General features: G+C 62.0%; 11 protein-coding genes. 10 read left to right on the forward strand and 1 reads right to left on the reverse strand.

Annotated features, from left to right (window positions below; genetic code table 11):
- Nucleotides 1-100: 100 nt before the first annotated feature.
- On the reverse strand, nucleotides 101-1,252 hold the full coding sequence (cas6, locus tag NW862_RS07750) for a CRISPR-associated endoribonuclease Cas6 (protein WP_414334133.1): 1,152 nt from the start codon (nucleotides 1,250-1,252) through the stop codon (nucleotides 101-103).
- Nucleotides 1,253-1,672: 420 nt separating this feature from the next.
- Here cas6 and cas10 point away from each other — a divergent pair, with 420 nt between their 5' ends.
- The 10 genes from cas10 (at nucleotide 1,673) to NW862_RS07800 (ending at nucleotide 11,557) form a co-directional block, all read left to right on the forward strand.
- Entirely contained in the window at nucleotides 1,673-3,967 is a 2,295-nt protein-coding gene (cas10, locus tag NW862_RS07755; protein ID WP_414334134.1) for a type III-B CRISPR-associated protein Cas10/Cmr2, read from the forward strand.
- On the forward strand, nucleotides 3,967-4,680 hold the full coding sequence (locus NW862_RS07760; RefSeq protein WP_414334135.1) for an RAMP superfamily CRISPR-associated protein: 714 nt from the start codon (nucleotides 3,967-3,969) through the stop codon (nucleotides 4,678-4,680). The genes cas10 and NW862_RS07760 overlap by 1 nt, the downstream gene beginning before the upstream one ends.
- The gene (gene csx10, locus NW862_RS07765; protein ID WP_414347156.1) at nucleotides 4,680-5,903 is read left to right on the forward strand and encodes a CRISPR-associated RAMP protein Csx10; all 1,224 of its coding nucleotides are present in this window, start codon (nucleotides 4,680-4,682) and stop codon (nucleotides 5,901-5,903) included. The genes NW862_RS07760 and csx10 overlap by 1 nt, the downstream gene beginning before the upstream one ends.
- Complete coding sequence (locus NW862_RS07770) at nucleotides 5,900-6,346, forward strand: hypothetical protein (RefSeq protein ID WP_414347158.1); 447 nt, start codon at nucleotides 5,900-5,902, stop codon at nucleotides 6,344-6,346. Before csx10 ends, NW862_RS07770 begins: the two co-directional genes overlap by 4 nt.
- A gap of 131 nt (nucleotides 6,347-6,477) precedes the next feature.
- The gene (gene csx7 / locus NW862_RS07775; RefSeq protein ID WP_414427079.1) at nucleotides 6,478-7,320 is read left to right on the forward strand and encodes a CRISPR-associated RAMP protein Csx7; all 843 of its coding nucleotides are present in this window, start codon (nucleotides 6,478-6,480) and stop codon (nucleotides 7,318-7,320) included.
- A gap of 54 nt (nucleotides 7,321-7,374) precedes the next feature.
- On the forward strand, nucleotides 7,375-8,349 hold the full coding sequence (locus NW862_RS07780; RefSeq protein WP_414334140.1) for an RAMP superfamily CRISPR-associated protein: 975 nt from the start codon (nucleotides 7,375-7,377) through the stop codon (nucleotides 8,347-8,349).
- Nucleotides 8,346-8,822 (forward strand): hypothetical protein, encoded by a 477-nt coding sequence (locus NW862_RS07785; protein WP_414334141.1) that lies wholly within the window; start codon nucleotides 8,346-8,348, stop codon nucleotides 8,820-8,822. The genes NW862_RS07780 and NW862_RS07785 overlap by 4 nt, the downstream gene beginning before the upstream one ends.
- Before the next feature lie 89 nt (nucleotides 8,823-8,911).
- Nucleotides 8,912-9,892, forward strand: a complete 981-nt coding sequence (locus NW862_RS07790) for an RAMP superfamily CRISPR-associated protein (RefSeq protein ID WP_414427080.1) — start codon at nucleotides 8,912-8,914, stop codon at nucleotides 9,890-9,892.
- 10 nt (nucleotides 9,893-9,902) lie between these two features.
- The gene (locus tag NW862_RS07795) at nucleotides 9,903-10,619 is read left to right on the forward strand and encodes a hypothetical protein (RefSeq protein WP_414334143.1); all 717 of its coding nucleotides are present in this window, start codon (nucleotides 9,903-9,905) and stop codon (nucleotides 10,617-10,619) included.
- Nucleotides 10,620-10,660: 41 nt separating this feature from the next.
- A complete protein-coding gene (locus NW862_RS07800; RefSeq protein ID WP_414334144.1) occupies nucleotides 10,661-11,557 on the forward strand; it encodes a putative CRISPR-associated protein in 897 nt (298 codons plus the stop codon).
- Nucleotides 11,558-11,769 lie beyond the last annotated feature (212 nt).

An 11,769-nucleotide genomic window follows, 5' to 3' on the forward strand; every position in this document is an offset into this window, starting at 1 on the left:
GTTGATCCCTACCTTTTCCCCGCAAGGGGACGGAAACTAGGCACCTTGGGCAAAGACAGTCTCAGGGCTTACGGCTTTTTCCGACTTCTAGGCGGGATCCTTATCGAGCAGATGAGGGATCCATCGTGTCGGGTGCAGAATGAAGGGCTCGCCGGGCCAGTTTGACATAGGTCTTCACCGTCTCGTAGGGCATCTCCAGGTCGGCGGCAATCTGCTGCAAGCTCTCTCCTAGCTCTCGTCGGGCCAAGATTGTTGCCCAAAGTTGGGCCGTCTTTTCGGCGCGGGATCCCCCTTGGCGCTGCCGCTGACTGAGGAAGAGGGCGCTCAGCTCCTCGATGCGCCGGGCCAGTTGCTCTTCCCGGCAAAGGACGGGGGTGGCGGGCAGCTCTTCGGCCAGCCAACCGAGGCGGGTTTGCCCCAGCCCAAAGGGGGTTTTGTGGCCGGTGCCGCAGTAGGGGGCGAAGTGGATCAGGGCCTGGAGCTGCTGCTGCAACAGTTCAGACGCGCGGGAGGAGACCGCCAACTGTACACAGCCAACGAAGCCCGTCACGGATCCCTGGCGCCCGGCGGTGGTTTTAACCGATTCCAGCCGGTGCCGCTGGATGACCACTTCCCCATCCACCCAATCCAGAAAAGGCTCCACCTCGATGGGCAGGCCGGAAAAATCGTTCCAACGGCGCAAATAGCTGTGGAACAGGTTGCGAGGCACCGGCAGCGGCAAATGGTGGCCGCGGTGGCGAAAGCTGGTGGGCGAGATGAAAGAGAGGCTCCAGGAGCGATGGACAAGGGGCTGCTCCAGCAGTTGACGGTAGGTGCGCGGGGGGATCGAGATCTTCCATCCCAGGATTTGCAGCGGGGATCCGCGCAACTCCAGCCAGGGGGGCAGCCGTCGGCACCATTCCCGCAGCCACTCCACCACTTGGGGGTTGAGGGCGGTGATCGACCAGCGGAAGGGGATCTGGGGCGGGATCAGCAGTCGCCCACTCTGCTCGCGGAAGGGCCCCATCAGCCGGGAGAGGGTGAAGGGTTTTTCCGATTCTCCGTCGTGCAAATAGGCAGATAGCTGCGGATCCATCTGCTGCACCTCGCCCAAAAACCAGGCGTGCAGCCCTTTAGCGTAGTGGGGATCCAACAGGTAGGGCTGAGGGGCCTGCACTTCCAGGGTGATCCCCACCAGCTCGGATCCCGCCGGCCACTTGCCGCTTTCTGCTCCGGCGATGGGTGGCTCTGAAAAACTCAACTTGGTCAGCATAGGCCCAGCCAATTTTTGCTCATCCCCAGTCAATAGCAGCCCCTATCCAAAATCAACCCAGAGCCACTTTTCCTTTGAGAGGATTTGAGAAGGGATCCCTTCCAATTTGCTTTACCTTTAAATCGCTGGCTGGGCCAACCGAAAAAAGTCTTGAATCTGTTGGCAATGGATCTAAATCGGCCTATACTGTCTCCCAGTCTGGAACTGCAAAATGCAACCATCAGTCACTGCTGTCGCCTCTCTCTGTCGGCTGCGATTCTCTGCCCGCGTGGCTGCTATGGCCGACGCCGTCTTTTTGAAGCGCCTTTGGTTTTTATGAAGGATTTGTGAAGTTCAAGGATCGCCCCAGTCAAAAGTCGGGTTCGGATTTGCCCGCAGGCACAGAAGCTGCGTTCTATTCTTTTTTGCCAGGTGTTGTCCATGACCGCTACCTCCTCTACCTCCCCCGTGCCCATCGCCTTGGCCTGGTGCCTGGCTTGGGGAGAAGGGCGGGATCCCCAATTTCCCTTGCCGATTCTGCAGCAGATGTGCGCAGCCATCCGCACCGACGACGCAGCCGGGATCCCGGAAGCGCTGCAACCTCTTTGGGCGCAGGTGCGCCAATTTCAGGAGAGCGTGGCGGCCACAACCTTTCCCAAAACCTTGGCAGAGCTGCAATCGCGCTATCCGGAGCTGTGGCGGCAGACCACCCGCATCGGCTTGGTTTACGGGGGGGCCACCAAGATCAAGGGCTACGTTTTCGAGTCCGCCAAACTGCCGGAAATCCGCGGCGCCTCGGCCCTGTTGGATCGCATTAACCTGGTGGATCTGCCCGCCTTCTTCGGGGATCCTGAGCAAACCTACTTGGGGTGGGAAGCCTTGGGGAAGGAGTCTCAAGCAGAGCTAAGGGACTACGTGAACCGGCGGATCCGGCCCTGGCTGCAGCAGCACTACCCGGCTTTGGCGCAGGCTCTTATTCCGGAGCTCCTCATCTACTCCACCGGCGGCAACCTCTTGGCCTTCTGTCCGGCGGCCTATGTGGACGACCTCTGCGAGGCCATTGAGCGCCGCTACACCGAAGAAACCCTCACCGCCAACGCCTGTGCCGTGGGATCCGCCTTTCGGCTGCTGGAGCTGCGCTACGGCCTGCTGCGGGATCCCATCGAACGCACCCCCTGGCTGGACTGGTTGGCCCAACACCAGGCCCACCCCCTGGTGAGGGCCTACTTTGGAGATGGCAGCGAAGCCAGCTTCCAGACCCGCAAAAGTTTCAACGAGCTGGTGGGCCACCTGGCTGCCCGCTTCCAGCACCGCCGCAACGGCAATCCGGATCCCGGTCGTCCCAGCCGCGCCCATCCTGCCTTTTTTGAAACCCACCCCTACCTGCGCCGCGACAGCACCGACCGCCGCCCGGCCCTGGCCAAAGCCGACCTGCCAGGTCAGCCCTGGCTCTCGGAGGCCACGGCCCGCAAAGCGCTGGTGGGCCGCCAGGCCAAGCGCCTGGAGACGGGCCAGCAGGGGTGGTTCCGCAAATTCCCCAATTGGGATCCCGGCTTTGTGGAAAGCTGGGTAACGCGATTTGCCCGCTTCCTCGACTCTCCCGCCGGCGAGCCCTACCGGGAGCGCTATTTGCAGCCCTACAGGGGATCCGGCCCCGGCGAGGCGCAATCGCTGCGGGAAGTGGCCAACGCCAGCCAGGGCTTTGTGGCCTACCTCTACGCCGACGGCAACAATATGGGCGGCTACGTGCAGCAGATCCAAACCCCAGAGGCCTACCGGCAATTTAGCCACGACGTTTCCGAGGCCACGGAACAAGCCGTTTACCGCGCCCTTGCCCAGCACCTGCAGGCGCACCGGCTGCGGGGCCTGCCGCCGGATCCAGAAACCGGCAGAGACCGCAACGGCGAGTGGATCCACCCCTTCGAGATCCTGACCATCGGCGGGGACGATGTGCTGATGGTGGTGCCGGCCCACAAGGCTCTGGAGATCGCCGCCACCTTTTGTGAGCAATTCGAGCAGATCCTGCTGGCCAAATCGGCCACCTACGCCGCTCGCTCCCTCGGCCAGGTGCCGCACCGCTACCCGGCCGACAGCCCAGACCAGCTCTGTCGGCTCTCCACCTCGGCAGGCGTGCTGTTTGCCTCGGAAGACACCCCCATCTACTATGCCGAAAGGCTGACCGAACAACTGTTGAAATCTGCCAAAAGCCGCGCCAAAAAGCTGAAGCCCCGCGACCAAGACTTCTCGGTGGCCACCATCGACTTTCTCTCTTTGAAATCGGTGACTTTGATCGCCTCCAGCATCCAGGATTTTCGCCAGCAGGCCCTGGAGATCCGCCAGAACGGCCACCTCCTCAAGCTCTACGCCGGCCCCTACACCGTCCCGGAGATCCGCGGGCTGCTGAGAACGGTGCAAGCTTTGCAGGCGGCGGATTTTCCCCGCTCCCAGCTCTACCAAATCCGCAGCTTTTTGGAAAAAGGCAAGCGCACCGCCACCCTCAACTACCTCTACTTCCGCACCCGGCTGGGCCAAAAAGGGCAGCCGCTGATCGAGGCCTTTGAACGCACCTGGTGCAAGGCCAAAACCAACGACGGCCACCTCCCCCCCTGGATGTACGTGGCGGCGGAGGGGGAACCCACCTACGAGACCATCTGGCGAGATCTGGTGGATCTGTACGCTTTTGTGCAAAAACAGCCCCAGGTCGAGGGCCGGCCCGTTCCTGTGGAGGTGAAGTGATGGTTCGGCTGGCAGAGCTGCCCCAAACGAGCACCTCTATCCCTTTGAAGGCCACCCTCGCCTCGGCCCTGGCGGTGGGATCCGGCGGCTCCAGCGGCTCCCTGGCGGACAAGCCCCTGCTCAAGGATGCCTACGGCAGGCTGCTCATCCCCGGCTCCCAGTTGAAGGGAAGGCTGCGCCACGAGTGCGAAAAGCTGGCCCGCGGCCTCGGCTGGGCCATTTGCCGCTCCCCCGACCCCGATCGCATGTGTCCCAAGCGGGAGGGGAGCGACGGCCACTTCGACCGTCCTGAATACCAGGTCGAGGGCTACGCCGGATCCCATTGCCTGGTCTGCCAGATCTTCGGCAATCCGGCCCTGCCTTCCCGCCTCTGGGTAGAGGATCTTGTCTGTGAGGTGCCGCCGACGGCGCTGGAACTGGCCCTCCGCCCAGGAGTCACCCTCAACCGCCGCCGCCGCACCGCCGAGGATCAGCGGCTCTACCTCATCGAGACCTCGCCGGCAGCCGAGCTGATCTTCTCCGGATCCCTGCAGCTTTTGCCCGACTGCCCTCCCTGGGGCAAGGCCCTGCTGCGGGCGGCCCTGCACCACATTGGGGCGCTGGGGGGCAGCAAATCTGCAGGCTTGGGTTGGTTGCACTGGGATCCCCAGTCTCTAGCTGCCCTGCAGCCCAATGATGCAGATTGGGCCTTTTTGGCCGGAGGAGGGAGCTGATGGAGGCCATTGAACTCACGCTCACTGCCGAGTCTCCCCTGGCCATCGGTCGGCAAAAGCCGGGCGGCTCCATCAGCGAGGCCCAGGACTTCATTCCCGGCAGCGTGATCCGGGGGGCCTTGGCCGACCTCCTGCTCCGCCAAAGCCGGCGCCGCCCCGGCGAGGCCCTGACAGGAGATCTGGCTGCCCTGTTCACGGAGACCCGTCCGGCGGTGTTTACCCATGCCTATCCGGGATCCGGCAGCCGGGTTTTGCCGGCCACGGCCTTCAGCTCCAAAAACAACCCCGGCTTCCGCTCAGAGGCGGGCAAAACGGGGGTGTTCGACACACTGCTGGATCGCTTCTGCTCGCAGCGGCTGGGGATCCCCTTTGATCCGGCAGAGCCGGATGGCTCCGGAGGCAGGGTGGAGCCCTTCGGCGGCTTTTACAGCCAGGAGGGGGGATCCCGCTACCGAAGGGTGTCCGTGTCCAAGCGCCTGCTCACGCGGGTGGGGATCAACCGCCGCCGCGCCACCGCCGCCGACCAGATCCTCTACAGCCTGGAGGTGATCAACGAGGGCCGGGCTGGGCGAGATGGGAGCTTGCAGCCTTCCCTCTTCAGCGGCCACATCTATCTGCAGGATCGCGAGCTGGCAGCAGCCCTCGCCGGCTACCTCAACACCCACGCCCGCCGTTTGTCCTTGGGAGGGGGGGTGTCGCGGGGGCTGGGCCGGGTCAGCCTCGCTGCTCGACACCTGAGGAACCCGAAGCCCTCCCTGGCTGAGCGGGTGACAGCCTTTAACCAAAAGCTGCAGCAGCGCTGGAAACAATGGCAGGTGTTTGGGGATCCCTGGCAGCCCTTGCCGCCGGAGCGGCAGTACTTCTCCATCGGGCTGCAGTCGGGGGCCATCCTCAAGGAACGCTGGCAGCGCACCACTGTGCTCACGCCGTCAATGCTCCAGGAAGAGGCCAACTGTGAGGACAGATCCCTGGTCTTGGAGCTGGCCTGCAGCAGCTACGCCTATGTTTCCGGCTGGAACGCCGCCTGGGGGCTTTTTAAAGATGTAGAGCTGGTTACAACCCAGGGCAGCGTCTTCCTGCTGAGCACCACGCAAATGGAGCGCTGGATCTCGATTTTGGCGGAGATGGAATACTGGGGCATCGGCGAGCGAACCGCGGAAGGATTTGGCCAAATTGAAGTCTGTAGTCTGTTCCATCATCATTTCTGGGAGAACCCGCTATGACCTTCGCCACCAGCGAGAGCAAACTGGAGCAAAAACAGGAACTTGAGATCCAGCGGCAAATTCGGCTGGCCGAAGATGAGCTGGTCGCCAGAATCCAAACCGCCTTGGATAACTTTAAAGGTTTGGACAAATTGGAAGAGGCCCAGTACCGCAATTTGTTGCATGTGGCAGCTTCCACCGAAAGCTCAGAGGTGATCAAGAACTTCTTGCGCTACCAGATGGGGCGAGACGAAAAGTGGGGTCGGGGCAAGAACTCCTTGGCCGAAGCCATCATCCAAGACATCGACAACTGGATCCATCAAAAGGCCCTCGCCATTGCCGAGGCAGCCGGCGTTGAGAAAACATCCCCCAAAGTCAACGAGATCAAAATCGACTTGATCCGGCGTTACCTGGGCTATGGGGCGCGCTACCTCAAGTACAAGCGAGAAGGGGGAGGATCTTAAGCCATGACCAGTTGTGCCCTTGAGGGTGTCGTCTCAACCTTTCGGCTCAGCCAGTTGAAAATCATCCCCATCCTGTTTGCCGAAGCCGCAGTGGAGCCTTAACTTCAGCCTTAACCTGATTTGAGGGAACGATGTTCGACGTTTTCAAAAACCGCTTGGAGATCACCGGCACGCTCACCACCGTGACCGCCCTGCACATCGGGGTGGGCCGCTCCACCGAGCCCATCGGCTCCGATCTGCCGGTTCTCAAAGACGCGCTGGGCCGCCCGCTCATCCCCGGCTCCAGCCTCAAGGGGGCGCTGCGCTCCCGCCTGGAGAGTTTTTTGCGCGGCATCGATCCGGCGCTGGCCAGGGATCCCAGCGAGTTGACCAGTAGCGAGCAAGTCCGGGTGGTCAACCAAATTAAGAACACCTACAAAGACGACGACGCAACCCTGACGCAAAAGCTGATCGAGGCCACCGACTGGGTCTCGCAGGCGTTTGGATCCCCTTGGCTGGCGGGCAAGGTGCAGATCCGCGATTTGCCGGTGGTGCGGGAAGCCTGGTTTGGCCAGTACCAAGAGCGGGATGGTGTGGCCATCGATCGGGATACGGAGACGGCGGCAGAGGGCAAGCTCTACGACTTTCAAGTGGTGCCGGCCAACACCCCCTTTCAGTTCCATGCCGTTGTCGAAAATGCCGAAGCATGGGAGCTGGGCCTGCTGGCCATCGGCTTGCACCAATTGGAAACGGAGCAGATCCCCTTGGGAGGGGGGCGCTCCCGCGGCTTGGGGGTCGTCCGCCTGGAGATCGGGGCGGTCTATTGGTTTGACTCAGAAGGGGATCCGCGGCGGCTGCTGACCTATCTGCAAGAGCTGGTGGCCGGAGAGCGGCACCCCCTCAGCCCGGAAGAGGCTGCTGCCTTGCGCCAAGACTGGGTGGAAGCCCTGGTTGCCAAACTAACCGCTGTCGCTCCCGTCGGCCCCCGCAGCTAGCGCAAGGGCTGGGCGAAAACCCTCTTGTTCCTCTTCAGTGAAGGATCCCAGGCCATGCACAAGCGCTACGTTAACCACTGCACCCTCTGCCTCACCCTCAAGCCGGATGGCCCTGTGCTCATCAAAGCGGGCAAACAAGGGGCGGATCCGACAAAACCCGATATGGAGTTTGTGGAAACCTATCGCGGCGGCGGGCGGACAGTCTATTTTCCCGGCAGCTCCCTCAAAGGGGCCATTCGCGCCCACGCCGAGCGCATTGTCCGAACGGTGGGCGGCGACAGACGGCCTGAGGGGAACAAGTTGCAACTCTGGGCCAGCGATCCCCTCGACCAAAAGGCCAACCAGTGGCTGGAAAAAATTGCAGAGTCCCACCGAGTTTACGCCCTCTCTTCTTTTACGGACCAGATGTTTGGCAACACGGCCATCGCCAGCCGGGTGCGCATCGAGGATGCCTATCCCAAGCCGGGGACACCTCTGCGGCTGGAGGAACGCAACGGGGTGGCCATCGATCGCGTCTTCGGGTCGGTGGCGGTGGGGCCGTTTAGCTACCAAGTCTGTGTCGAGGGATCCTTTCAAACCAAGATTCACCTGAAAAACTTTACCCTGGCGCAACTGGGCCTGCTGGGGCTGGTGCTGCGGGATCTGGACGAAGGATGGTTTGGGATCGGCTTTGCCAAATCCCGCGGCATGGGCCGCGTTCGGGTGGAGTACGAGTGGGCGACGGTGGACTACCCGGGCTGCCTGGTGGAGGAGGGGAGCCAGGAGCTACGGCTGCTGGGATCCCAGCTTGCCTGGCCAAGGGGATCCCTGCTGGGGGCGGGCGAGTTTCTCAGTCCAGAAGAGGCGGGCAAATACGGCTTTGCCAAACCCGATCGCCAGTTAGTGCCGGTGGGGGCGGAGCCGATGCCCTTGGGCTTTGGGGCGCGGCTGACCTGGGAGCAAACGTCTGAGGCCAAGGTGGAGCACCTGCTGGCCGCCGCCGTTAAAAGTTGGGCCCAGCTCTTGCAAACGGAGGCCAAAGCGGTATGAAACCAGCCTACGTAGCCGCCTACAAGGTTCAGGATCTGGCCGCTTGCAACGGCGGGACGGCGTCCTCGCTTTCCGAGATCCTCTCGGCCTGTTTTGCCGCCGCCGAAGAAACCTACACCTTTTTGCGCTGGCCCCACCGCGTCAGCGGCATTCAGGTGGGGATCCCGCCAGATCTGGTCTGTCAAGAGGGACAGGTCTTCTGCCAACAACGGGAGTTGCGCTGGAAAAGCACCCCCCGCGGCTGGGATCTGCTGTATCTGGGGATCCAACCTCCTCCCGACTTCTTTGTGCCGCTGGCCGGGGAGTGGCAGGGGGAGGATCGCGAGGCCGACCTGTACGGATCCCAAAGTCCGGAAACCCGCTTCCCCCAAGGTCTCAGCTATCCGAGGTCTCTCAAGCTGGGCCAGCGCTACTTTCGCGATGGGCGCACCGCCCGCGTTCACTTTGTTGCTCTCATCCCGAGGTCAAGATGACTCCCCAAGGCCCCCGACCCTTGCCCGCCCATTCTGCTTCTGCCAGAACGCCCGCCGGCAGCCGAGACCGGGGTGGAGGTGAGCAGGCCATGGCTCCCAAGCCCTACGAGCTGATCCCCTTTCCCCAGCAGCCCCCCAAGCTGGAGCGGCCCGCTGGCCACGCCAAGTTCCATCCCGACAAGTTGCACGGCACCCTCTTTCTCACCCTGACGGTGCAGACCGCTCTCCACATTTCCACCGGCCACCTGGCCTTGGGCAGCGACGTCGGCGTCAACGGGATCCCGGTGCTCAAAACCATGACCACTACCCCCGACGGGCGGCTCAAGATCCAGGGCAGCTCCCTCAAGGGGGCCATCCGGGCCATGTACGAGGCGATCACCAACAGCACCCTTGCAGTGATCACCAGCCGCTACAAAAATCAGATCCCGCCGGAGCGGCACCCCTGCCGCCAGAAGGAGCGGCTGTGTCCTGCCAGCCGCGTTTTTGGCGCCCTCAACTGGCAGGGGCTGGTGGAGTTCAGGGATGCCGTTGCCACTGGCACCGGCTCCGGCGGCGGATCCCTGCCCCCGCTGTACCGTCCCCGCCCCGACCAGCGCAGAGCCTACTTTGAAAACGGCAAGGCGGTTGGGCGCAAGTTTTATTACACGCACCGCAGGGCTTTGCAGGGCCATCAAAAGGGGACGCCCACCCAGCAGGCGGTGCAAAATACGGTTTTCAAAACCCAGATCCACTTCAAAAACCTCACTCCTGCCGAGCTGGGCACCTTGTTCACGGTGTTGGGTCAGGATCCCGCGCATCCGCTGCTGCTGAAGGTGGGGGGCGGCAAGCCTGTAGGACTGGGATCCCTGCAGGTCAGCCTGGACAAGATCGAGCGGCCCCGCAACTTGAAAGAGCGCTACAGCCGCTACGATCCCCCACAAGCCGATACCCTAGAAGGAGAAGGCCTCAAAGCCTTTGTGCAAAAGCAGATCCAAGCTGCCCAGGGCTACATCCTGCCCGATCAGCTTCGGCAGTTGGCCGCCATCCTGAGCCCCACCCATCTGCGCGAGCCGCCCACCACCGCCTACTGAGGGTGCCTCTATGCTGTCAGCTCCGGTCGATCTCAGCCCCCAATCTTGGGATCTTGCCCACGGCATCGCCATGACTTTGGCGAAGGAAAGGGTAGATGTCAACGAATTGAGCAAGTGCCTCGCCTACCTCCGCTCGGTGGCCCATCTCCCCGACGCGGGATCCCGTTTCTTCCGATTCACCGGCGAGCTGGTGCGAGAAACTGGCCTCCACCGCAGCAACGAAACCCCACGCTACTACCGACTCATCGACCAAACCTGTAAAAGGTACTTGCAACCTCTGCAGGATAGGCCGGCTGAGATGCTGCAGATCCTGGGCTGGGCCGCCCGCCTGGCCCGCTACTACAAAGATGGGGGAGTGCCGATCGGCGAGATCCCGTCCCCTCCCGATCCCAATGGCGGTCGTCCGACCCATTCCCGCGGCGGCGAGGCCAAGCCCCAGCCAGAGGCACTGCGGCCCAAAGAGCAACCTGAACAAAAGCAGGCTCAGCCCCAAGTTGAAAATGCAGCAGCTTCTACCAAGGCCCGCTTCAAAATTGGGCAACACCTCAAGGCCAGCATCACCAATATCAAGGGCAACGAAGTGACCTTCCAAATCGTGGATACGGATATCAAGCTCACCCAAAAAGAGCCGAAACAGGCCGGATCCCTGGCGGTGGGGCAAGAAGTGGAGGTAGAGGTGCTCGACTTAAGGGGAGATGGCAGAGTTCGCAAAGTAAAGCTGCTCTGATTGCGAAGTGGGAAAACTTCGAGGAAGTTAGCGAGTAACCCATGCAGACCATCCTCATGACCGTGGGCACCTCTTTGCTCACCAACCCGGACAAAGACCTGCAGCCGCAACGCCCTTGGGTCGGCCAAAAAACCATCGGGGATCCGGAACGGGCCTTGGCCTGGATGAAAAAGACAGAACTGGAGCTGATCAGCGCCGAAACCAACACCTACTACCGGCTGGATCCCACTCCCCAGGATGCCTTGATTTTGCTTTACTCCGAAACCCCTGAGGGGCTGGAGTGTGCCCAGATTTTGAAACTCTTTTTTGAAGAAGCGCTGGGCCAACAACAGGTTTCCCTGGTGCCCCTCCCCGGCGTCAACTACGAGCTAGAGGGATCCTCCCTGGAGCGGATGGCCGAGCTGTTGCAACAGTTGGCGGAGAGCGCCAAAGGGATCGTCACCTTCGCCGCCACCGGGGGCTTCAAAGCCCAGGCCATGATCATGGCCGTGGTGGGCAGCCAATTGGGGATCCCGGTCTGCTACATCCACGAGCAATACAAATCTTTGGTGTATTTGCCCTATCTGCAACCGCAAGTCCAGCCGCGGATCCCGCGGGCGGCTCTCCCCGATTCCGGTCGAGATCGCTCCCAGGTCATCCAATTGCGGAGCGACAGCAGCCATCACCGCCCTCGCAGTTGGGTCAAGGTGGAAAAGCTCCTGCGCGACCTTCCCTGGGTGGATCTGGTTCGCTACGACTCAAATGCCTACGCTGCCCCCAAAAACGGCGTCAAAGCCGCCAACCGCAAAACCGAAGATGGCCGCCACGTTTTGTGGATCCATCTCCACGAAAGCCAGGACACCCACCTCGCCGTCCGGGTAGAGACCACCGGCTACACTCCCGACCACCTGGAGCAGGCTGCCGCCGAGTTGCGGGAGCGCTTGGGTCGTCTGCTCTGATGAATTCCACTTCCCCCGGTTACAACCCTTACCCAGATCCAGGGTCTGGTTTTGGGCGGCAATTTCCCCTTCTCCTCATTTCATTATTTTGCCGCCGCAGGGCCTGAAACCCGTGTCCAGCAAGGGATCGACCAGGTCAACAGAAAAATCAGGGTTTGGGGGCTATCGCCGACCCTGTCGCTGAATTTTCGCTAAAGAATTCCTCGGCCTGG

It is taken from the genome of Synechococcus sp. H55.8, from assembly GCF_047462375.1.
Lineage (GTDB): Bacteria > Cyanobacteriota > Cyanobacteriia > Thermostichales > Thermostichaceae > Thermostichus.

Coding starts and splice junctions, on each gene's coding strand:
- cas6 (WP_414334133.1), bottom strand. CDS start 1,252: ATGCTGACCAAGTTGAGTTTTTCAGAGCCACCCATCGCCGGAGCAGAA.
- cas10 (WP_414334134.1), top strand. CDS start 1,673: ATGACCGCTACCTCCTCTACCTCCCCCGTGCCCATCGCCTTGGCCTGG.
- NW862_RS07760 (WP_414334135.1), top strand. CDS start 3,967: ATGGTTCGGCTGGCAGAGCTGCCCCAAACGAGCACCTCTATCCCTTTG.
- csx10 (WP_414347156.1), top strand. CDS start 4,680: ATGGAGGCCATTGAACTCACGCTCACTGCCGAGTCTCCCCTGGCCATC.
- NW862_RS07770 (WP_414347158.1), top strand. CDS start 5,900: ATGACCTTCGCCACCAGCGAGAGCAAACTGGAGCAAAAACAGGAACTT.
- csx7 (WP_414427079.1), top strand. CDS start 6,478: ATGTTCGACGTTTTCAAAAACCGCTTGGAGATCACCGGCACGCTCACC.
- NW862_RS07780 (WP_414334140.1), top strand. CDS start 7,375: ATGCACAAGCGCTACGTTAACCACTGCACCCTCTGCCTCACCCTCAAG.
- NW862_RS07785 (WP_414334141.1), top strand. CDS start 8,346: ATGAAACCAGCCTACGTAGCCGCCTACAAGGTTCAGGATCTGGCCGCT.
- NW862_RS07790 (WP_414427080.1), top strand. CDS start 8,912: ATGGCTCCCAAGCCCTACGAGCTGATCCCCTTTCCCCAGCAGCCCCCC.
- NW862_RS07795 (WP_414334143.1), top strand. CDS start 9,903: ATGCTGTCAGCTCCGGTCGATCTCAGCCCCCAATCTTGGGATCTTGCC.
- NW862_RS07800 (WP_414334144.1), top strand. CDS start 10,661: ATGCAGACCATCCTCATGACCGTGGGCACCTCTTTGCTCACCAACCCG.